Source organism: Shinella sumterensis (assembly GCF_004514425.2).
Lineage (GTDB): Bacteria > Pseudomonadota > Alphaproteobacteria > Rhizobiales > Rhizobiaceae > Shinella > Shinella sumterensis.
The window spans coordinates 1-20,751 of record NZ_MYFN02000010.1; the positions used below are offsets into that span (position 1 = coordinate 1).

Annotated in this window: 19 protein-coding genes; 8 read left to right on the forward strand and 11 right to left on the reverse strand. The window is 63.6% G+C overall.

The features are described from left to right. The 6 genes from B5M41_RS17610 to B5M41_RS17635 form a co-directional block, all read right to left on the reverse strand. On the reverse strand, nt 1-594 hold a 594-nt coding region (locus B5M41_RS17610), incomplete at its 3' end, for a carbohydrate ABC transporter permease (protein ID WP_230640208.1). An 11-nt stretch (nt 595-605) separates the two neighbouring features. Beyond that, nucleotides 606-1,472: a carbohydrate ABC transporter permease gene (locus B5M41_RS17615; protein WP_134651423.1), complete on the reverse strand. Its 867-nt coding sequence runs from the start codon at nt 1,470-1,472 to the stop codon at nt 606-608. Nucleotides 1,473-1,474: 2 nt separating this feature from the next. Beyond that, nucleotides 1,475-2,545: an ABC transporter ATP-binding protein gene (locus B5M41_RS17620; protein WP_134651421.1), complete on the reverse strand. Its 1,071-nt coding sequence runs from the start codon at nt 2,543-2,545 to the stop codon at nt 1,475-1,477. 10 nt (nt 2,546-2,555) lie between these two features. Beyond that, entirely contained in the window at nt 2,556-3,638 is a 1,083-nt protein-coding gene (locus B5M41_RS17625; protein ID WP_134651419.1) for an ABC transporter ATP-binding protein, read from the reverse strand. 52 nt (nt 3,639-3,690) lie between these two features. Beyond that, nucleotides 3,691-5,193, reverse strand: a complete 1,503-nt coding sequence (gene glpD, locus B5M41_RS17630; RefSeq protein WP_134651417.1) for a glycerol-3-phosphate dehydrogenase — start codon at nt 5,191-5,193, stop codon at nt 3,691-3,693. A 112-nt stretch (nt 5,194-5,305) separates the two neighbouring features. After that, the gene (locus B5M41_RS17635) at nt 5,306-6,076 is read right to left on the reverse strand and encodes a DeoR/GlpR family DNA-binding transcription regulator (RefSeq protein ID WP_134651415.1); all 771 of its coding nucleotides are present in this window, start codon (nt 6,074-6,076) and stop codon (nt 5,306-5,308) included. Between the two features lie 137 nt (nt 6,077-6,213). Here B5M41_RS17635 and B5M41_RS17640 point away from each other — a divergent pair, with 137 nt between their 5' ends. Continuing rightward, nucleotides 6,214-6,984 (forward strand): SDR family NAD(P)-dependent oxidoreductase, encoded by a 771-nt coding sequence (locus B5M41_RS17640; RefSeq protein ID WP_134651413.1) that lies wholly within the window; start codon nt 6,214-6,216, stop codon nt 6,982-6,984. A 12-nt stretch (nt 6,985-6,996) separates the two neighbouring features. On the opposite strand, the gene acuI is transcribed toward B5M41_RS17640, so the two are convergent. After that, the gene (gene acuI, locus B5M41_RS17645; protein ID WP_134651411.1) at nt 6,997-7,992 is read right to left on the reverse strand and encodes an acrylyl-CoA reductase (NADPH); all 996 of its coding nucleotides are present in this window, start codon (nt 7,990-7,992) and stop codon (nt 6,997-6,999) included. A 101-nt stretch (nt 7,993-8,093) separates the two neighbouring features. Between acuI and B5M41_RS17650 the strand changes: the two genes are divergently transcribed. The 6 genes from B5M41_RS17650 to B5M41_RS17675 all read left to right on the forward strand — a co-directional run bounded on the left by B5M41_RS17650 (nt 8,094) and on the right by B5M41_RS17675 (nt 15,205). Then, nucleotides 8,094-8,987 (forward strand): LysR family transcriptional regulator, encoded by an 894-nt coding sequence (locus B5M41_RS17650; protein ID WP_134651409.1) that lies wholly within the window; start codon nt 8,094-8,096, stop codon nt 8,985-8,987. Nucleotides 8,988-9,170: 183 nt separating this feature from the next. Continuing rightward, nucleotides 9,171-9,650 (forward strand): formate dehydrogenase subunit gamma, encoded by a 480-nt coding sequence (locus tag B5M41_RS17655; RefSeq protein ID WP_134651407.1) that lies wholly within the window; start codon nt 9,171-9,173, stop codon nt 9,648-9,650. Then, nucleotides 9,647-11,203: a formate dehydrogenase beta subunit gene (locus tag B5M41_RS17660; protein WP_134651405.1), complete on the forward strand. Its 1,557-nt coding sequence runs from the start codon at nt 9,647-9,649 to the stop codon at nt 11,201-11,203. Before B5M41_RS17655 ends, B5M41_RS17660 begins: the two co-directional genes overlap by 4 nt. 4 nt (nt 11,204-11,207) lie before the next feature. Beyond that, entirely contained in the window at nt 11,208-14,087 is a 2,880-nt protein-coding gene (fdhF, locus tag B5M41_RS17665) for a formate dehydrogenase subunit alpha (protein WP_134651403.1), read from the forward strand. An 8-nt stretch (nt 14,088-14,095) separates the two neighbouring features. Beyond that, a complete protein-coding gene (gene fdhD / locus B5M41_RS17670; RefSeq protein WP_167719371.1) occupies nt 14,096-14,929 on the forward strand; it encodes a formate dehydrogenase accessory sulfurtransferase FdhD in 834 nt (277 codons plus the stop codon). 9 nt (nt 14,930-14,938) lie between these two features. After that, nucleotides 14,939-15,205, forward strand: a complete 267-nt coding sequence (locus B5M41_RS17675) for a formate dehydrogenase subunit delta (RefSeq protein WP_134651399.1) — start codon at nt 14,939-14,941, stop codon at nt 15,203-15,205. A gap of 49 nt (nt 15,206-15,254) precedes the next feature. Here the strand turns inward: B5M41_RS17675 and B5M41_RS17680 are convergent, their stop codons facing one another. The 4 genes from B5M41_RS17680 to rocF form a co-directional block, all read right to left on the reverse strand. Beyond that, on the reverse strand, nt 15,255-17,021 hold the full coding sequence (locus tag B5M41_RS17680) for a methyl-accepting chemotaxis protein (RefSeq protein ID WP_134651397.1): 1,767 nt from the start codon (nt 17,019-17,021) through the stop codon (nt 15,255-15,257). A 380-nt stretch (nt 17,022-17,401) separates the two neighbouring features. Continuing rightward, complete coding sequence (locus B5M41_RS17685; RefSeq protein ID WP_134651395.1) at nt 17,402-17,878, reverse strand: chemotaxis protein CheW; 477 nt, start codon at nt 17,876-17,878, stop codon at nt 17,402-17,404. Between the two features lie 134 nt (nt 17,879-18,012). Then, complete coding sequence (gene rocD, locus B5M41_RS17690) at nt 18,013-19,218, reverse strand: ornithine--oxo-acid transaminase (protein ID WP_134651393.1); 1,206 nt, start codon at nt 19,216-19,218, stop codon at nt 18,013-18,015. 15 nt (nt 19,219-19,233) lie between these two features. Beyond that, complete coding sequence (gene rocF / locus B5M41_RS17695; protein WP_134651391.1) at nt 19,234-20,169, reverse strand: arginase; 936 nt, start codon at nt 20,167-20,169, stop codon at nt 19,234-19,236. A gap of 135 nt (nt 20,170-20,304) precedes the next feature. Here rocF and B5M41_RS17700 point away from each other — a divergent pair, with 135 nt between their 5' ends. Next, nucleotides 20,305-20,745 carry an Lrp/AsnC family transcriptional regulator gene (locus tag B5M41_RS17700; protein ID WP_134651389.1) on the forward strand — a complete coding sequence of 147 codons (441 nt, stop codon included), beginning with the start codon at nt 20,305-20,307 and terminating at the stop codon, nt 20,743-20,745. The last annotated feature ends 6 nt before the right edge of the window (nt 20,746-20,751 follow it).

Consider the following 20,751-nt stretch of genomic DNA (forward strand, 5'->3'; position numbering starts at 1 on the left):
GAACGAATAGCCGTCGATATAGGCGGTCTCGTCGATCTCCTTGGGCACGCCCGACATGAAGCCTTCCAGGATCCACACCGCCAGCGGCACGTTGAACAGGCAATGCGCGATCGCCACCGCGATATGGGTGTCGATCAGGCCGAAGGCGGAATAGAGCTGGAAGAACGGCAGCGCAAACACCGCCGGCGGCGCCATGCGGTTGGTGAGCAGCCAGAAGAACAGGTGCTTGTCGCCCAAAAACCGGTAGCGAGAGAAGGCATAGGCCGCCGGCAGCGCCACCGAAACGGAGATCACCGTGTTGAGCACAACGTAGATGATCGAGTTGATATAACCCGAATACCACGCCGGATCGGTGAAGATCACCGCATAGTTCCTGAGCGTCGGGTTCGCCGGCCACAACGATACCGACGTCATGATCTCCGTGTTCGTCTTGAAGCTCATGTTCACCAGCCAGTAGATCGGCAAAAGCAGGAACACGATGTAAAGGGTGGGGACAAGCCAGGAGAGGCTGCGCCGGGTGCGCACGCCCGCCCTGACATGCGTATCGCTGGAGGTTGCCTGAAGGGCGGTTGCGGTGGTTGCCTGTGAGGTCATGGTTTCCTCCCTCACGCCTGTTCATCGCTGCTGGTCATGACCGTGTAGAAGATCCACGACAGAAGCAGGATGATCAGGAAGTAGATGATGGACATGGCCGCAGCCGGGCCGAGGTCGAACTGGCCGATCGCCATCTTCACGAGGTCGATCGACAGGAACGTGGTGGAGTTGCCCGGACCGCCGCCCGTCACGACAAAGGGCTCGGTGTAGATCATGAAGCTGTCCATGAAGCGCAGCAGGAATGCGATCAGCAGCACGCGCTTCATCTTCGGCAGCTGGATGTAGCGGAACACGGCCCAGCGCGATGCGCCGTCGATCTTGGCGGCCTGGTAATAGGCCTCGGGAATGGAGACGAGGCCCGCATAGCACAAGAGAACGACAAGGCTCGTCCAATGCCAGACGTCCATGATGATGAGCGTCATCCAGGCGTCGAAGATGTTGTTGACGTAATTGTAGCTGATACCGAGCGACACCAACGCATGGCCGAGCAGGCCGATATCGACGCGGCCGAAGACCTGCCAGATCGTGCCGACGACATTCCACGGAATGAGCAGCGGCAACGCCATCAGGACGAGGCAGACGGGCACGCCCAGGCCCTTCTTCGGCATGTTGAGCGCAATCAGGATGCCGAGCGGGATTTCGATCGACAGAATGATGATGGAGAACAGCAGGTTGCGCCCAAGCGCCTGCCAGAAGCGATCCGATGCCATCACATCGGAAAACCAGCCCACGCCGTTCCAGAAGAACTGGTTGTTGCCGAACGTATCCTGCACCGAATAGTTCACGACCGTCATCAGCGGGATGACCGCCGAAAACGCGACCAGCAGCAGCACCGGCAGCACCATGAACCAGGCCTTGTTGTTCCAGGTCTTGTTCATGGTCAGCCCTCCCTGCCGACACGCCAGCTATCGGCGTAGATGTTGATGGCGGCGGGATCGAAGGTCACGCGCGGCTCGGCGGGGATCTCGCCATCCTCCGGCACGACGATGGCAATAGGCTTGCCGGCGAATTCCGCCCGCACGATCTTCTGGCGGCCGATATCCTCGACCTTGCTGATCGACACCGGCATGCCGTCACGCGAAAGCGAAATGAATTCCGGGCGGATGCCGAGTTCGGTTCTCGCGCCCGCGGCGACCGCCGGCCTGTAGTCCAGCGTCAGCACTTGCCCGCCGACAGTCACGCTGCTTCCGTCAATGGCGGCCGGCAGCACGTTCATGCCGGGCGAACCGATGAAATAGCCGACGAAGGTATGTTTCGGCCTCTCGAACAGTTCCGCCGGCGTGCCGATCTGCACGATCTGGCCGTCATACATGACGACGACCTTGTCGGCGAAGGTCAGTGCTTCCGTCTGGTCATGCGTGACATAGACCATGGTGAAGCCGAACTGACGATGCAGCTTCTTGAGCTGCGAACGCAACTGCCACTTCATGTGCGGGTCGATGACCGTCAGCGGCTCGTCGAAGAGGATGGCATTGACGTCGTTGCGCACGAGGCCGCGGCCAAGCGAGATCTTCTGCTTCTGGTCGGCCGTCAGGCCGCGCGCCTTCTTCTTCGCCCAGCTGGCGAGATCGATCATCTCGAGGATCTCACGCACCCGGCGGTCGACTTCCGGCTCGGCCACGCCACGGTTGCGCAGCGGGAAGGCCAGATTGTCGTAGACCGTCATGGTGTCGTAGATGACCGGGAACTGGAAGACCTGCGCGATGTTGCGCTGCTGCGTCGACAGATGCGTGACATCCTTCCCATCGAACAGGATGCGGCCTTCGGAAGGCTGCAACAGGCCCGAGATGATGTTGAGCAGCGTGGTCTTGCCGCAGCCGGAGGGACCAAGCAGCGCATAGGCGCCGCCGTCGTTCCACTCGTGATGCACTTCCTTCAGCGAATAGTCCGCCTCCGACTTCGGCTTTTCGCCGTAGGCGTGGCGGATATGATCGAGCGTGATACGTGCCATCGTGTCCTCCTCAGGCCGCCGCGGCCACGGGCTCGGCGATCGCCCCGCCGTCCGCGCCGAAGGCCATCAGATGGCGCGTATCGACATGGACGGTGATCAGCGTATCCGGCTCGATATCGTGGATGCCCGGTGAGAGCATGACCCAATGGCTGCCCTCGAACTGGACGTAGATGAAGCTCTCCGAACCGGCGATCTCGGAGATCGCCGTGCGCGCCTGCAGGCTGGCCGACGCCGGGTTCTGGCTGGTGAGCGACAGGTGGTGCGGATGGAACGCGATGGTGCAGGGACCATCGGGCAGCGCGGACAGATGCGCCGGCACCGGCAGCACCGGCTTGCCGCCGACCTCGAACTGCCCGGCCTTCTTTGTGACCTGCATCGTGTTGAGCGGCGGGTCGGCGAAGGTGCGGGCCGTCAGGAGATCGTTCGGCCGGCGATAGACGTCGATGGTGCGGCCGAACTGCGTGATGCGGCCTTCGGATAGCGTCGCGGTGTTACCACCCAAGAGCAGCGCTTCCGAAGGCTCGGTCGTCGCATAGACGAAGATCGCACCCGACGCGGCGAAGATCTTCGGCAGTTCCAGGCGCAGTTCCTCGCGCAGCTTGTAGTCGAGATTGGCGAGCGGCTCGTCGAGCAGAACGAGGCTGGCATTCTTGACGATGGCGCGAGCGAGCGCCGTGCGCTGCTGCTGGCCGCCCGACAGGTTGAGCGGCGTGCGGTCGAGATAGGGTGTGAGCTTCAGGAGTTCGGCGGCCTTGCGCACCTCGCGGTCGATGGTCGCCTTGTCGGCGCCCTTGATGCGCATTGGTGAGGCGATGTTCTCGTAGACGGTCAAGGCCGGATAGTTGATGAACTGCTGGTAGACCATGGCGACGCCGCGATCCTGCACGCGCACGCCCGTGACATCCCTGCCGTCGAACCACACGGAACCCGCCGTCGGCGTGTCGAGCCCCGCCATCAGCCGCATCAGAGACGTCTTGCCCGACAAGGTCGGGCCCAGCAGCACGTTCAAAGAGCCGCGTTCGAGCACGAGATCGGTCGGGTGGATGTGCGTCTCCCCTCCCACAATCTTCGTGATGTTTTTCAGTTCAAGCATTCCTGTCTCCGTAGCTCTTCCCAGACACCGGATTAGGCGCTATCGCCGGGCGTTACCGCCCTTGCATATAGTCCTCCAGCACGGCCGCCTCGGCGGCCGAAATATGCAATCCTCTCTTCGTTCGACGCCACAGCACGTCCTCGGCGTGGCGCGCCCATTCCTCCCGCATCAACCAGCGCACTTCGGCCTCGTAGAGATCGCTGCCGAAATGCCGCCCCATGTCCTCCGTCGTCCGCGCATCGCCAAGCAGAGCCGATGCGCGCGTACCATACAACCGCACCAGCCGGCGCGCATGGGCGGGTTGCAGGAACGGAAAGCGCGCGGAAAGCGTCTTCACCTCGGCCTCGAAACCATCGACGTTAAAGTCGCCGCCGGGCAGGCGCGAATGCGCGGTCCAGCGTGCACCCTTGACGCCGATAGCCTCTCCGATCTTGTCCAGCGCGGCCTCCGCGAGCCGGCGGTATGTGGTAAGCTTTCCGCCGAAGATATTGAGTAGCGGCGCCTGTCCGTCCGCGCCCTCCACCTTCAGCACATAGTCGCGGGTTGCCTCCTGCGCCTTGTTCGCGCCGTCGTCGAAGAGAGGGCGCACACCCGAATAGGTCCAGACGATATCGTCGCGCACCACGGGCTCCGCGAAATACTCGCTTGCCGAGGCGCAGAGGTAATCGATCTCCTCGTCCGCGATGCGCACATCGCGCGGGTCGCCCTGGTAATCCCGGTCCGTCGTCCCGATCAGGGTGAACTCTTCCTGATAGGGAATGGCGAACATGATACGCCCATCCGGGTTCTGGAAGAAGTAGGCGCGAGGATCGGAGAATTTCTTCTTCACGACGATGTGGCTGCCCTGGACGAGGCGGACATTGTGCACGTCGTTGCGGCCGACGGCAGAAGACAGGACCCTGTCCACCCAGGGGCCGGCGGCATTGACCAGCATGCGCGCCTGCATCGTCTCGCGCGCGCCCGTCTCGGCATTCTCCGTCTCGACGACCCAGTGCCCGTTTTCCCGCCGCGCATTGACCACCGCGGTGGCCGTGCGGATATCGGCGCCGCGATCGGCGGCGTCGCGTGCGTTCAGCACGACGAGCCGGGCATCGTCCACCCAGCCGTCGGAATATTCGAAAGCCTTGCGGAAAAGCGTCTTCAGTGGCCGGCCGGCCGGATCCTTGGCGAGATCGAGCGTGCGCGTGGCCGGCAGCAGCTTGCGGCCGCCGATATAGTCATAGAGGAAAAGCCCGAGGCGGATGAGCCAGGCCGGACGCAGGCCGCCCTTCTGGAACGGCAGCACGAAGCGCATGGGCCAGATGACGTGCGGCGCCATGGCCCACAACACCTCGCGCTCCATGAGCGCCTCGCGCACCAGGCGGAATTCGTAGTGCTCGAGATACCGCAGCCCGCCATGAATGAGCTTGGTGGAGGCCGAAGACGTGCCCGACGCAAAATCCTTCATCTCCGCGAGCACGACCGAGTAGCCGCGGCCGGCAGCGTCGCGCGCGATGCCGCAGCCGTTGATACCGCCGCCGATAACGAAAATATCGTGGATCACGTCGCCCTGCAAAACACCCTCCCATTTCGCATTGCACAAATTTGCGCATCTGCGAAAGCATAGAGAGTAGAAACGAAAATATTTCGAATGTCAAACGAATGCGGACTGAAATCGCCGGCCGCCGTCACTCCACGGTGGATGTCTCGATGAGACGCACGTCGTTTTCCTGGCAGATCGCCCTGATATCCTCGAAGGGACAGCTGTCGGTGATAAAGGTGTTGACCTGCGAAAGATGGCCGATCCTCACCGGCGCCGTTCGTTCGAACTTCGTCGCGTCCGAAACGAGGATGACATGGCGGGCATTGGCGATGATCGCCTGCGCGACCTTCACCTCGCGGTAGTCGAAGTCCAGCAGCGCCCCGTCCTGGTCGATTGCCGAGGCGCCGATGACGGCATAATCCACCTTGAACTGGCGGATGAAGTCGACCGCCGCCTCCCCGACGATGCCGCCATCCGCGCCGCGCACGACGCCGCCGGCAATCACCACCTCGATCGAGGGATAGACGCGCAAGCGGTTGGCGACATTGATGTTGTTGGTGATGACCATCAGCTCCTTGTGGTCGAGCAAGGCCTCGCCAACGGCTTCCGTCGTGGTGCCGATATTGATGAACAGCGAGGAATTGTCCGGGATCATCGCCGCGGCCGCACGACCGATCGCCTGCTTTTCCGGCGCGGCGATGGAACGGCGCGCCTCGTATTTCACATTCTCGTTGCCGCTGGGAAACAGCGCGCCGCCATGAATGCGCGTCAGCACCTTGTCGTCGCACAGATCGTTGAGGTCCTTGCGGATCGTCTGCGGCGTCACCGAAAAGCGCGCGGCCAGGTCCTCCACGAGCACACGTCCCTCGGCCTTGGCGAGATCCACGATCTCCGCCTGTCGCCCTGTCAGAAACATGATGCTCCTCCCGATGCTTTCGTTTTCTTTCATCATATGCAAAAACGAACCCACATCAATTGACCCGCAATGCCTTCTTGGTCCGCGCGTCGCTTTTTGTGATACTGCCGGCACGCGTGATATCGGGAGGAAAGCGCATGTTTCATCCAGCCTTGTTCAAGGGAGCCAATGTCGTCGTCACCGGCGCGGGCCGTGGCATCGGGCTGGAGATCGCCCGGCAGTTCCTCGACTGCGGCGCGCGCGTGCTGCTGCATGGCGGCCGGGCCGCCGCCGGTCCGCTGCCCGATTTCCTGGAGAACGCCGTTGCGGAAGCACGCGCCCATATCGTCTATGCGGATTTCCTGGAGGAAGGCGGCATCGGTGCCCTTCTGGAGCGAACCGACAGCCTGTTTCCTCACATCGATGTGCTGATCAACAATGCCGGCACGATGGTGGGCCGCTTCCCCGCCGCCGACCTCACCGATGAGCAATACGAAACCGTCGTGCGCCTCAACCAGACGTCCGTCGTGGAAGTGACCCGCGCACTCCTGCGCTCGCTGCGCCGCGCGCAGCATGCCGCAATCGTCAACACGGTGTCCATTTCAGCGCTGACCGGCGGCAGCCCGGGGTCGGCGATCTATTCCGCCACCAAGGCTTTCGTCTCCACTTACTCCAAGGCCCTGGCCCGCGAGCTTGCGCCCGATGGCATCCGCGTCAATTGCGTCTCGCCGGGCACCATCACCACCGACTTCCATTCGCGCTATTCGTCCACCGAGAAGCTGGAGGCGACGCGCAAGACGATCCCCTTGCAGCGGCTCGGCACGCCGGAAGATTGCGCGCCCGCCTACCTCTTCCTGGCGTCCAACGCCCTTTCGGGCTACGTCACCGGCCAGGTGCTGGAGGTGAACGGCGGCCAGCTCATCTGCTGACCGCAACGGCGATCACGCGTTGACGTCGATGACAACGCGGCCCTTCACCTTGCCGTCGAGTATCTGGTTTGCCAGTTCCGGCAGGTCGGAGAGCCTTCGCTCGACGACCATCGCTTCCAGCATCTCCATCGGCAGGTCGGTGGCGATACGGTTCCAGGCCTCGACCCGCTGGTCATAGGGGCGCATGACGGAATCGATGCCGAGCAGGCTGACCCCGCGCAGCAGGAACGGAATGACGGTGAAGGAGGGCACGCCGGCACCGGCCGCCAGGCCGACCGCGGCAACCGCACCGTCATATTTCATCTGCTTGAGGACGCGCGCCAGCATGTCCCCGCCCACGGCGTCGATGGCGCCCGCCCAGCGCTCCGATTCGAGCGGCTTGCTGTTTGCCTCTGCAAGCTCCGCCCGCTCGACGATGGTTTCCGCGCCGAGCGATTTCAGATAACCCGCCGTTTCGGGCCGGCCGGTGACGGCGGCGACCGAATAACCGAGCCTCGCCAGCAGCGCGACGCCGACCGAGCCGACCCCGCCGGCAGCGCCGGTGACGAGCACTTCGCCCTTCAGCGGCGAGACGCCCGCCTTTTCCAGCGCGATGACGGACAGCATGGAGGTCAGCCCCGCCGTGCCGATCGCCATGGCCTGCCGTGTCGAAAGCGCGTCCGGCAGCGGCACCAGCCAATCGGCCTTCACACGCGCCCGTGTCGCATAGCCGCCCCACCAGACCTCACCGACCCGCCAGCCGGTCAGCACGACCCGGTCGCCCGGCCGGTAACGCGGATCGTCGGACGTCTCGACCGTCCCGGCAAAATCCACGCCCGGCACATGCGGGAAGGTGCGCACAAGCCCGCCCTTGCCGTTGATGCACAGGCCATCCTTGTAATTGAGCGTCGAATATTCCACCGCAACGGTCACGTCGCCGTCGGGAAGCCGCGAATCGTCGAGCTCCTGGACCGAGGCGGTGACCGCGCCGTCACCGGCCTTCTCTACCAACAGTGCCTGAAACGTCATCGCATGCTCCTCCTGTTCGGTGCGTCATCGAGATATAGGACGCAGGGCATTGGTGCCGCCACTGTTCTTTTGTATCAAGGGGCGGGAGGCGCCGTTCGGACATGATCGACAAGCTCGAATATTTCATAGCGCTGGCACGCGAACGACACTTCGCCCGGGCTGCGGAAGAAATCGGCATTTCGCAGCCGACGCTTTCGGCCGCGATCCGCCAGCTGGAGGATCAGCTGGGCGTGATGCTCGTCGTGCGCGGCTCGCGTTTCCAGGGCCTGACGCCCGAGGGGCAGCGGGTGCTGGAATGGGCGCGCCGCATCGTCGGCGACACGCGGACCATGCGCGAGGAAATGCGCGCGGCGCGAAAGGGCCTCTCCGGCCATATCCGCCTTGCCGCCATTCCCACGACGCTGTCGATGGTGCCGCGCATCACGGCGCCCTTTCAGGAGAAACATCCCGACGTCACCTTCTCCATCGTCTCGACCACCTCGATCAAGATCCTCGGGCTCCTGGAAAACCTCGAGATCGACGCCGGTCTGACCTATCTGGAGAACGAGCCGCTGGGTCGCGTGACGAGCGTGCCGCTGCTGCACGAGCACTATTGCCTCATCACGGCCAAGGGCAATCCGTTCTCGGATCGCGAAACTGTGACCTGGCAGGAGGCCGGCAGCGTTAGGCTTTGCCTATTGACCGCGGACATGCAGAACCGCCGCATTATCAACCGTCACTTCGCCGAAGCGGGGGTCACGGTCGAACCTTCGCTTGAGGCGAATTCGATGATCGTGCTGTTCTCCCATGTGCGCACCGGCCGATGGTCGAGCATCATGCCGCGAAATGTCGCGAAATCGTTTGGATTTCCTGACGAAATCAGTATAGTTTCCCTTACAGACCCTGATCCGCACCACACGATCGGCCTGGTGGCCACGCATCGCGAGCCGTTCACACCGCTCGTTTCCGCCTTGCTCCACGAAGCGCGCACGCTGGCCGAGAACGGCATGGATTGATAGAAATTTCCTATCGCTCAACGGCTTTGCTTTATTGACCACTCGCGTCACGGCTGAGAAGCTGTCAAAATAGTCCGCGGGGATCGACAGGGTTCCGGTTCTCGTCGAGCAGTTTCATGAGCATCGGCGCGCAGGAACCCCATATCTCCCGTGGTTCATTCGTGTCGGTTGGGAGGCCTGACCATGAATGTACATGTCCTCGGCAGCGATGTCGAAACAAGAACGCTGGCTATTGTCGGCGACCTGAAGGGGCTTGAGGGGCCGCTTCTCCCCATCCTGCATGAGATCCAGGCGGAGTTCGGCTACGTCCCGCAGGAAAGCCTGCCGGTCATCGCGCGGGAGCTGAACCTTTCGCGCGCCGAGGTGCATGGCGTCGTCACCTTCTATCACGATTATCGCGACCACCCCACCGGCAGGCACGTGCTGAAGCTCTGTCGCGCCGAAGCCTGTCAGTCGATGGGCGGCGACGCGCTCGCCGAGCGCGTCAAGGCGCTGCTCGGCATCGATTTCCACCAGACGACGCTGGATGGCGCGGTGACGCTCGAACCGGTCTACTGTCTCGGGCTCTGTTCCTGCGCACCCGCCGCCATGCTCGACGGCGAGGTGCACGGAAGGGTCGACGCCGAGCTTGCCAGGGAACTCGTCGCGGAGGCACGCCGATGACCATCACCATCTTCGTACCGCGGGACGCCGCCGCCCTGGCGCTGGGCGCAGACCGTGTCGCCACGGCAATCGCGCGCGAAATCGAAACCCGCGGCCTCGACGCCCGCATCGTGCGCAACGGCTCGCGCGGCATGCACTGGCTGGAGCCGCTGGTCGAGGTGCGCACGGAGAAAGGGCGCATCGCCTACGGACCGGTCAAACCTTCGGACGTGCCATCGCTTTTCGAGGCGGGCTTCCTGCAAGGGGCCGATCATCCGCTCTGTCGCGGGCGGACGAAGGAGATACCGTTCCTCGCCCGCCAGACAAGGTTGACCTTCGCCCGCTGCGGCGTCACCGATCCGCTCTCGCTGGAGGAATACCGGCACTATCAGGGCATGAAGGGCCTGGAGAAGGCCGTGACCCTGCAGCCGGCCGACATCGTCCAGCAGGTCACTGACTCGGGCCTGCGCGGGCGCGGCGGCGCGGGCTTCCCGACCGGCATCAAATGGAAGACGGTTCTCGAGGCGCCGGGCGCGCAGAAATACATCGTCTGCAACGCCGACGAGGGCGATAGCGGCACCTTCGCCGACCGCATGATCATGGAAGGCGACCCCTTCGTTCTGATCGAGGGTATGGCGATCGCCGGCCTGGCGACCGGCGCGACGAAGGGCTTCATCTACACCCGTTCGGAATATCCGCACGCCATCGAGACCATGACCGCTGCCGTGGAGATCGCCCGCAAGGCCGGCATCCTCGGCCCGTCCGTGCTGGGCTCCGGCAAGGCCTTCGACATGGAAGTGCGCGTCGGCGCGGGTGCCTATGTCTGCGGCGAGGAAACCGCGCTGCTCAACAGCCTCGAAGGCAAGCGCGGCATCGTGCGCGCCAAGCCGCCGCTGCCCGCCTTGCAGGGCTTCCTCGGCCGTCCCACCGTCGTCAACAACGTCATCTCGCTCGCCTCCGTGCCTGTGATCATGGATCGCGGCGCCGCGTTCTATCGTGATTTCGGCATGGGCCGCTCGCGCGGCACGATCCCGATCCAGATCGCGGGCAACATCAGGTATGGCGGCCTCTTCGAGACGGCCTTCGGCCTGACGCTCGGCGAGATCGTCGACGATATCGGCGGCGGCACCGCCTCCGGCCGGCCGGTTCGCGCCGTGCAGGTGGGCGGCCCGCTCGGCGCCTATTTCCCGCGCGCGCTGTTCGATACGCCCTTCGACTACGAAGCCTTCGCGGCCAGGGACGGCCTCATCGGCCATGCCGGCATCACCGTCTTCGACGACACCGTCGACATGCTGAAGCAGGCACGCTTCGCCATGGAGTTCTGCGCCGTTGAAAGCTGCGGCAAGTGCACGCCCTGTCGCATCGGCTCGACGCGTGGCGTCGAGACGGCCGACAAGATCGCGCAGGGCATCGAGCCCCAGAAGAACCGCGAACTGCTGGCCGATCTCTGCAACACGATGAAGTTCGGTTCGCTCTGCGCGCTCGGCGGGTTCACGCCCTACCCCGTGCTCAGCGCGATGAACCATTTCCCGGAAGACTTTTCGCCGGCGCCGATCGCCGAAGCAGCGGAGTAAGCCCATGCCTCTCGTTCCCGAAATCGATTACGGCACCCCCGCCTCCCGCTCGGAAAAGATGGTGACGCTCACCATCGACGGCAACGAAATCACCGTCCCCGAGGGCACGTCCATCATGCGCGCCTCGATGGAGGCAGGCATCCAGGTACCCAAGCTCTGCGCCACCGACATGGTGGATGCCTTCGGCTCCTGCCGCCTCTGTCTTGTCGAAATCGAAGGCCGCAACGGCACGCCAGCCTCCTGCACGACGCCGGTCGCACCCGGCCTCGTCGTCCACACCCAGACCGGTCGCCTGAAGGACATCCGCAAGGGCGTGATGGAACTCTATATCTCCGATCACCCGCTCGACTGTCTCACCTGTGCGGCGAACGGCGACTGCGAGTTGCAGGACATGGCCGGCGCCGTTGGCCTGCGCGACGTTCGCTACGGCTACGAGGGCGACAACCACGTCAAGGCGCGCAACAATGGCGAAGCAAACGCCCGCTGGATGCCGAAGGACGAATCCAACCCCTATTTCACCTACGACCCATCCAAGTGCATCGTCTGCTCGCGCTGCGTGCGCGCCTGCGAGGAGGTCCAGGGCACCTTTGCGCTGACCATCGAAGGCCGCGGTTTCGACAGCCGCGTTTCGCCCGGCATGCACGAGCATTTCCTCGAATCCGAATGCGTTTCCTGCGGCGCCTGCGTGCAGGCCTGCCCGACGGCGACGCTGACCGAGAAGTCGGTGATCGAGATCGGCCAGCCGGAACATTCCGTCGTGACGACCTGCGCCTATTGCGGCGTTGGCTGCTCCTTCAAGGCGGAAATGCGCGGCGAAGAGCTGGTGCGCATGGTGCCGTGGAAGGACGGACAGGCCAATCGCGGCCATTCCTGCGTCAAGGGCCGCTTCGCCTATGGCTACTCGTCCCACCGCGAGCGCATCCTCAACCCGATGATCCGCGAGAAGATCTCCGATCCCTGGCGCGAAGTGACCTGGGAAGAGGCCTACGCGCATGTCGCTTCCGAGTTCCGCCGCATCCAGTACCAGTACGGTCGTGATTCCATCGGCGGCATCACCTCGTCGCGCTGCACGAACGAGGAGACCTATCTCATCCAGAAGCTGATCCGCGCCGGCTTCGGCAACAACAATGTCGATACCTGCGCCCGCGTCTGCCATTCGCCGACCGGCTACGGTCTCGGGCAGGCCTTCGGCACCTCGGCCGGCACCCAGAATTTCGATTCGGTTGAGCACACGGATGTCGTCATCGTCATCGGCGCAAACCCCACCGATGCCCATCCGGTCTTCGGCTCGCGCCTCAAAAAGCGCCTGCGCAAGGGCGCCAAGCTCATCGTCATCGATCCGCGGCGCACGGAACTCGTGTCGTCGCCGCATATCAAGGCATCCTACCACCTGCCGCTGAAGCCCGGCACGAACGTTGCCGTCGTCACCGCGCTCGCCCATGTCATCGTGACGGAAGGCCTCTGCGACGAGGCGTTCATCCGCGAGCGGTGCGACTGGTCGGAATTCGAGGACTGGGCGTCCTTCGTCGCCGAACCGCGCCACAGCCCCGAGGAGACGGAAGCCTTCACCGGCGTTCCGGCCGAAGCGCTGCGCGGCGCCGCCCGCCTCTTCGCCACCGGCGGCAACGGCTCGATCTATTACGGTCTCGGCGTCACCGAACACAGCCAGGGCTCGACCACGGTCATGGCCATCGCCAACCTCGCCATGGCGACCGGCAATATCGGCCGTCCCGGCGTGGGCGTGAATCCGCTGCGCGGCCAGAACAACGTGCAGGGCTCGTGCGACATGGGCTCGTTCCCGCACGAACTGCCCGGCTATCGCCACATCTCCGACGACGCGACGCGTGATATCTTCGAAAAGCTGTGGGGCGTGAAGCTCAACAACGAACCGGGCCTGCGCATTCCCAACATGCTGGATGCCGCCGTCGAGGGCACGTTCAAGGGCATCTACATTCAGGGCGAGGATATCCTCCAGTCCGACCCGGACACCAAGCACGTCTCTGCCGGACTGGCTGCGATGGAATGCGTCGTCGTGCAGGACCTGTTCCTCAACGAGACCGCCAACTACGCCCATGTCTTCCTGCCGGGCTCGACCTTCCTGGAAAAGGACGGCACCTTCACCAATGCGGAGCGCCGCATCAACCGCGTGCGCCGCGTCATGACGCCGAAGAACGGCTATGCCGACTGGGAGGTCACGCAGAACCTCGCCAAGGCGATGGGCCTCGACTGGACCTACACGCATCCTTCCGAGATCATGGACGAGATCGCCGCAACGACACCGAGCTTCGCGCTGGTGTCCTATGACTATCTCGACAAGGTCGGCTCCGTGCAGTGGCCCTGCAACGAAAAGAACCCGTTCGGCTCGCCGATCATGCATACCAACGGCTTCGTCCGCGGCAAGGGTAAGTTCATCCGCACGGAATATGTCGCCACCGATGAAAAGACCGGTCCGCGCTTCCCGCTGCTGCTCACCACCGGCCGCATTCTCAGCCAGTACAATGTCGGCGCCCAGACACGGCGCACCGACAACGTCATCTGGCATGAGGAGGACCGGCTGGAAATCCATCCGCACGATGCCGAGAACCGCGGCATCCGCGAAGGTGACTGGGTGCGGCTCTCCAGCCGCGCCGGCGACACGACGCTTCGCGCACTCATCACCGATCGCGTCGCACCGGGCGTCGTCTACACGACCTTCCACCACCCGACGACGCAGGCAAACGTCATCACCACCGATTTCTCGGACTGGGCGACGAACTGTCCCGAGTATAAGGTGACGGCCGTGCAGATCTCGCCGTCGAACGGACCGTCCGACTGGCAGGTCGAATATGACGAGCTCGCCCGCCGGTCGCGCCGCATCAAGGGCAAGCTGGAGGCAGCGGAATAGGATCGAGCGTGCCCGACTTCCCAACCACCGCGAAGGTCCGCGAGACCGCCCGGCGCAACGGGCGGCTCTCTGACGGCGAGCGTTTCGTTCCCGAGGAGACGCCGATCGCCTTCTCCTATGCCGGCTCGACCCACGCCGTCATGATGGCGACCCCGGCGGACCTTGAGGATTTTGCCGTCGGCTTCAGCCTGACCGAAGGCATCATCACCGACCCGGCGGAGATCGAAACGATCGACGTGGAGGCCGAAGACAAGGGCATCGACCTGCAGATCCGTCTTGCGGACGAACAGAACGACGCGCTCGTCGCCCGCCGCCGGCACATGGCAGGCCCTGTGGGTTGTGGCCTCTGCGGCATCGAATCGATCGAACAGGCCGTTCGCACGACGCCGTCCGTGCGTGCGTCTACACTTACGCTTTCGGAAGACGGCGTGGTGGAGGCCGTGCGGCTGCTCAACGGCCAGCAACCGCTGCACATGGCGACGCGCGCCGTTCACGGCGCAGGCTTTTATGTGCCCGGCCAGGGGCTCATCGCCGTCAGGGAGGATGTCGGCCGCCACAATGCGCTCGACAAGCTGGTCGGCGCGGCGCGACGGGCGGGCCATGCCGGCCATGCGGGCGCGGTCGTCGTGACGAGCCGCGTGTCCGTGGAGATGGTGCAGAAGACGGCGATCATCGGCAGCCCCTTCATCATCGCCATCTCCGCCCCGACGGCGCTCGCCATCCGCACGGCGGAGGACGCGGGCATGACGCTGATCGCATTGGTGCGCGGCGGCGAATTCGAGATTTTCACCGGTGCGGACCGCATCGGAACCGGCGCCGAGCGGCGCCTGGGCAATGGCTAGGAGACGGACATGTCGGAAGGCAACAAGATCGTGCGCATGGCGAACCAGATCGCCACCTTCTTCCACTCCCAGCCGGCAAGCGAAGGCCCGAACGGCGTGGCGACCCACATCAACAAGTTCTGGGAACCGCGCATGCGCCGGCAGCTCTTCGATCTCATCGACAACCATGGCGGTGGAGGCCTCGACAGCCTCGTGCTGGAGGCCGCGCCACTGATCCGTCGTCCGCCGCCGGCCGAAGTGCCGCCCGCGCAGGCCGCGGCAACGGCAACGCCCTGATATCAAGCGCAACGCCCGGCGCTTCGGCCGGGCGTCCCCTGCATAGCGATCAGAACTCTTCCCAATCGGCGGCCGCCTGAGCCGCCGAGCTTTGTGGTGCGCGCATCGTCCGCGCGACCGCATGGAGCTGGGCGACAGGCGTCGGCGATGCCGTGCGTTGCGTCTGGCTTACGGTTTCCGCCAGGCGGAAGCGGCGGATGAGGCCATGAAGCGCATCCGCCTCGCGCGCCATGGCGTGGCTGGCGGCCGTGCTTTCCTCCACCATCGCGGCGTTCTGCTGCGTCGCCTGGTCCATCGCGTTGACGGCCTGGTTGATCTCGCGAAGCCCCGTCGACTGCTCGCGCGATGCTTCCACGATGGCGACGACGTTCGTGTGGACCTCGAGCACCTGTGTCAGGATCTCGCGCAGGGTCCGCCCCGTCTCGTCGACAAGCGACACACCGCTCTTTACCTGCTCGCCCGATGTCGTGATCAGTGCCTTGATGTCCTTTGCGGCACTCGCCGAACGCTGCGCGAGTTCACGCACTTCCTGTGCGACGACCGCAAAGCCCTTGCCGGCCTCGCCTGCCCGCGCCGCCTCCACCCCGGCGTTGAGCGCCAGCAGGTTCGTCTGGAAGGCGATATCGTCAATGACTCCGATGATGCTGGAAATCTCACGCGAGGACTGCTCGATCTGGCCCATGGCGTCGATCGCGCGCTTGACGACCTCGCCGGATTTTTCGGCGCCCGCCCGGGTCTGTCCCACCAGGCTGCCGGCTTCATCGGCCCGCTTGCTCGAATCGCTCACCGTCGTCGTGATCTGGTCGAGCGCGGCCGCGGTTTCCTCGACGGAAGCCGCCTGTCGTTCCGTGCGCTTGGCCAGGTCGTCCGCTGCCGAACGGATCTGCTGCGCGCCCGAGGCGATGGCGTTCGCATTGGTTTCGACCGTCCGCATTGCGGCGTGGAGACCGGCGACGGCCGAATTGAAGTCGCTGCGCACCTTTTCCATCGAGGGAACGAAGGGCATCGCGAGATGTTGCGTGAGGTCGCCTTCCGCAAGCGCCTTGAGCGCGCCGCCAAGCGCGTTGATCGCCGACATGCGTTCCGTGACGTCGGTTGCGAACTTGACGACCTTGTAGACCCGGCCGTTCAGGTCCCGGATCGGGTTATAGGCCGCCTGGATCCAGATCTCCTTGCCGCCCTTGCCGTAACGCACGAACTCGCTGGAGATGAAATTTCCCGCCGCGAGGCTCTTCCAGAAATCGGCATAGGCGGGCGTCTGCGCATAAGCGGGATCGCAGAACATGCGGTGATGTTTCCCGACGATCTCCGCCAGGTCATAGCCGAGCCCGGCACAAAAGTTTTCGTTGGCATGCAGGATTTCGCCGGTCGGCGTGAATTCGATGACCGCCTGTGAGCGCGAGATCGCATCGAGCTTGCTCGCGTCCTCCGCAGCACGGATTTTTGCAAGCGTGATGTCCGTCGCGAACTTGACCACCTTGTAGGGCTTTCCGCCCCGAAAGACCGGATTGTACGACGCCTGGATCCAGATTTCGCTGCCATCCTTGCGCAGACGCTTGTAGCTGCCGGAATCATACTCACCACGCCCAAGCCGCATCCAGAACTGCCGGTAGTCGTCGCTGGCCGTATGCGCGGCGTCGCAGAACATCCGGTGATGCTGACCGACGATCTCTGCCAGATCGTAGCCGAGCGCCGTGCAGAAGTTTTCGTTGGCAGTCAGAACATTGCCGGTGAGATCGAACTGTATCACCGCCTGCGAACGTGACAGGGCGTCGATGATATGGCCCGAATCCGTAAACCTTGCGAAAGAAATCATGACCTGTCCCCATATGTGACGGCCACGGCCTTTGGTGATTGCCGCGTGGCGATCGTCGGTTGCGGGAGTGGTGGCATGATCTCCGCCATGCATTGGCCTCCCTGAACGCAATCCTCGCAGAGAACCCTCATCGCAAGCAAAGACTGCACAATCAAAGATAGAGTTGCTTCATTAAAAATTGATAAAAATGGAAATGACTGTTTTTTGGGGCCATATATTACAGTGACTTAATCAAGCAATCATAAGCGCTGACTGACGTTACGTGAGTAGACGTCGCCGAAAATGATGCGATACTATCTCATAGGTTGCATTGCCGGAGCATAAAAAAGACCGTCACACCAAGTGTGACGGCCTTCACGATTGTGGGGATGTGCCGCCGGTCAGGCTGCCATATCGTCCATGTCGCGTTCCTTGAACATGCGCGCAAGGTTCAGGAAGCAGATCATGCCGTTCTCATGGGCGATGATGCCTTCCGCATAGACCTTGTCGAAGGAGGTCGTCACTTCCGGCACCGGCTGGATCTGCTCGCTGCGAATGGTGAGGATATCGGAGACACGGTCGACGACGAGGCCGACGACCATATTGTGCACTTCGGCAACGACGATCGCGCTGCGCTCATTGGCTTCCGTGCTCTTCATGCCGAGCTTGTGGGCGAGATCGATGATCGGGATCACCGTGCCGCGCAGGTTCATCACGCCGATGACATCCGGCGGCGAATGCGGGATCGGCGTGGACGGCGCCCAGCCGCGGATTTCGCGGATCGTGGTCGTCTTCACGCAGAATTCCTGATCATGCAGACGGAATGCGATGATTTCGAGCGTATCGCCGGTAAAGCCGGTCGTCTTGATGGAGGTCATCGGGATCTTCCCAGTTGGAGCGACGAATTGACCGATCCTATGCACACCCTGGTTAAAATCTTTCCAACATCCGTCGTGACCAGCAAAAAGGCCCCGCGTCGCAGGGCCTTTCTTTCGTCTATCGAGTTGGGTGCTCAGGTGCGCAGCACGGCCTCGAACTGCTCCAGCGCCCAATCGACCTGATCGCCGGTGATGACGAGCGGCGGCGCAATGCGGATCGTGTCGCCATGCGTATCCTTGGCAAGAATGCCGCGCTCCTTCAGCGCCTCGCAATATTTGCGCGCGCCGCCGGCCGCGGGATCGAGCTCGACCGCCAGCATCAGGCCGCGGCCGCGCACGTCCTTGATGATATTGGAGCGGATGCCCTTGAGCCCGGCCTGGAAGCGTTCGCCCATGCGCGCGGAATTGCCGATCATGTCTTCCTCGACAAGCACCTTCAAAGCCGCGCGTGCGATGGCGCATGCGAGTGGATTGCCGCCGAAGGTCGAGCCGTGCTGCCCGGGCTTGAGCACACCCAGCACCTCGCTGTTCGAGAGCACCGCCGAGACCGGATAGAAACCGCCGGACAGCGCCTTGCCGACCAGCGTGACATCCGCCTCGATGCCCTCATGCTCTTCCGCCAGCAGCTTGCCGGTGCGACCAAGCCCCGTCTGGATCTCATCCAGGATGAGCGTGATGCCATGCTGCGTGCAAAGCTCACGAACCGACGTGAAATAGCCGACCGGCGGAATGAGCACACCCGCCTCGCCCTGTATGGGCTCGATGAGGAAGGCCACCGTGTTTTCGGTGATCACGTTGCGGAAGGCATCGATATCGCCGAAGGGCACATGGCGGAAGCCTGGCGCGAAGGGGCCGAAGCCGACGCGCGCATCCGGATCCGTGGAGAAGCCGACAATGCCCATGGTCCGGCCATGGAAGTTGTTGGCGCAGACGATGATCTCGGCCTGGCCCTCCGGCACGCCCTTTACCTCATAGCCCCATTTGCGCACTGCCTTGACGGCGGTCTCGACCGCTTCCGCACCCGAATTCATCGGCAGCACCTTGTGCGAACCGGTGAGTGCGGCGATCTCTTCGTAGAAATGCGCAAGCTGGTCGTTGCGGAAGGCGCGGGAGGTCAAGGTGAGCTTCTGCGCCTGCTCCACCATCGCCGCCAGGATCTTCGGGTGGCAATGTCCCTGGTTGACCGCCGAATAGGCCGAGAGGCAATCCAGATACCGGTTGCCGTCGACATCCCAGACATGCACGCCCTCGCCCCGCGACAACACCACGTCGAGCGGCTTGTAGTTATGGGCGCCGAGGCGATGCTCGGTTTCGATCAGGCTGGCGGTCGACGGTGACATTGTATCCCTCCGGTTTCAGGCGCTGCGGGTCGGCCGGTCGAGAATCCGGCGGCCGAAAAGACTTGCGGTCAGCTCGACGAGAATGCGGGCGCTCTTGCCGCGGTCGTCGAGGAAGGGGTTGAGCTCGACGAGATCGAGCGAGGAGACGAGCCCGCTGTCGCAGAGCATCTCCATGATCAGATGGGCCTCGCGGAAGGTCGCGCCACCGGGCACCGTCGTGCCGACGCCGGGCGCGAGATCGGGATCGAGAAAATCGACGTCGAGGCTCACATGCAAGAGGCCGTTTGCCGCGCGGATGCGGGCGATGATGTCGTGCATGATATGCGCCATGCCGATCTCGTCGACCGCCCGCATGTCGAAGACATTGACGCCATGCTCGGAGATTTCCTCGCGCTCGCGCGCATCGACGGAGCGGATACCGACCTGGAAGACATTCTTCGGATCGACCAGCGGGCGTCCAGCCTCAAGGATGGGCGCAAACTCCGCCTCACCGCAGAAGAAGGCAACCGGCATGCCGTGCATGTTGCCGGAGGGCGAGCTCGCCGGAGAATTGAAGTCGGCATGCGCATCCAGCCAGAGCACGAACAGCGGACGGCCGAGATCGGCGGCGTGACGGGCCATGCCGGAGACGGACCCCATGGACAGCGCATGATCGCCGCCGAGGATCAGCGGAAACCGGCCGCTATGCGCGGCATCGTAGACGGCGGTATCGAGCGCACGCGCGAAAGCAGCGACGACCTGCAGGTTGTTGGCCTTCGGATGGTTCGCGAGGTCGCGCGCCGGAACGGGCCGCAGGTCGCCCTCGTCTGTGACCGTATGTCCGAGGTCGCGCAGGGTCGAATCGACGCCTGCGATGCGCAGGGCCGTCGGGCCCATGGAAGCGCCGCGCCGGCCGGAACCTTCTTCAAGAGGCGCGCCGATCAGCGCGATATGCGTGTTGTTGTCAGCCATGATTTCCCCGCGAATGCGTGAAGCCGGTTTGCCCCGGTTTTGGGTGATTATTACCGGTCACGCTGTTGGCAAAAAGGGGGAAAACTGACAAATAGAATCGCTGGATCAGCATTTTGCCAAGCATGGATCGACATAATGATAAGTCTCGATGATCTCGACCACGCCCTGATCAGCGCCTTGCGCCACAATGCGCGCACACCGGTCTCCTCGCTCGCCGCGATGACCGGCGCCTCGCGTGCAACGGTTGCCGCGCGGATCGAACGGCTCGTCTCCTCCGGCACGATCGCCGCCTTCACCATCAAGACCGGTGCGGAGCTGACGGGCAGCGGCGTGCGCGCCATCGTGATGATCGAGGTCCACGGCAAGATGGCCGACCGCGTGGCGGCGCAGCTGCGCGGCCTGCCTCAGGTCCGCGCGCTTCACTCGACCAATGGCCGCTGGGATTTCATCGCCGAACTCGAAGATCGCGACCTCGGCACCTTCGACGAAACGCTGCACCGCATCCGTCTGATCGACGGCATCAACGGGACCGAAACCAACATTCTCCTCAAGACGACGAAGAATGCCTTTGCCTGAGCGGCG

Excerpts from the sequence above, each read along its gene's own strand:
- B5M41_RS17700 (WP_134651389.1), top strand. The coding sequence starts at position 20,305 with ATGATAAGTCTCGATGATCTCGACCACGCCCTGATCAGCGCCTTGCGC.
- B5M41_RS17650 (WP_134651409.1), top strand. The coding sequence starts at position 8,094 with ATGATCGACAAGCTCGAATATTTCATAGCGCTGGCACGCGAACGACAC.
- rocD (WP_134651393.1), bottom strand. The coding sequence starts at position 19,218 with ATGTCACCGTCGACCGCCAGCCTGATCGAAACCGAGCATCGCCTCGGC.
- rocF (WP_134651391.1), bottom strand. The coding sequence starts at position 20,169 with ATGGCTGACAACAACACGCATATCGCGCTGATCGGCGCGCCTCTTGAA.
- B5M41_RS17680 (WP_134651397.1), bottom strand. The coding sequence starts at position 17,021 with ATGATTTCTTTCGCAAGGTTTACGGATTCGGGCCATATCATCGACGCC.
- B5M41_RS17660 (WP_134651405.1), top strand. The coding sequence starts at position 9,647 with ATGACCATCACCATCTTCGTACCGCGGGACGCCGCCGCCCTGGCGCTG.
- acuI (WP_134651411.1), bottom strand. The coding sequence starts at position 7,992 with ATGACGTTTCAGGCACTGTTGGTAGAGAAGGCCGGTGACGGCGCGGTC.
- B5M41_RS17675 (WP_134651399.1), top strand. The coding sequence starts at position 14,939 with ATGTCGGAAGGCAACAAGATCGTGCGCATGGCGAACCAGATCGCCACC.
- B5M41_RS17635 (WP_134651415.1), bottom strand. The coding sequence starts at position 6,076 with ATGTTTCTGACAGGGCGACAGGCGGAGATCGTGGATCTCGCCAAGGCC.
- B5M41_RS17620 (WP_134651421.1), bottom strand. The coding sequence starts at position 2,545 with ATGGCACGTATCACGCTCGATCATATCCGCCACGCCTACGGCGAAAAG.
- B5M41_RS17625 (WP_134651419.1), bottom strand. The coding sequence starts at position 3,638 with ATGCTTGAACTGAAAAACATCACGAAGATTGTGGGAGGGGAGACGCAC.
- B5M41_RS17655 (WP_134651407.1), top strand. The coding sequence starts at position 9,171 with ATGAATGTACATGTCCTCGGCAGCGATGTCGAAACAAGAACGCTGGCT.
- B5M41_RS17615 (WP_134651423.1), bottom strand. The coding sequence starts at position 1,472 with ATGAACAAGACCTGGAACAACAAGGCCTGGTTCATGGTGCTGCCGGTG.
- B5M41_RS17640 (WP_134651413.1), top strand. The coding sequence starts at position 6,214 with ATGTTTCATCCAGCCTTGTTCAAGGGAGCCAATGTCGTCGTCACCGGC.
- B5M41_RS17685 (WP_134651395.1), bottom strand. The coding sequence starts at position 17,878 with ATGACCTCCATCAAGACGACCGGCTTTACCGGCGATACGCTCGAAATC.
- fdhF (WP_134651403.1), top strand. The coding sequence starts at position 11,208 with ATGCCTCTCGTTCCCGAAATCGATTACGGCACCCCCGCCTCCCGCTCG.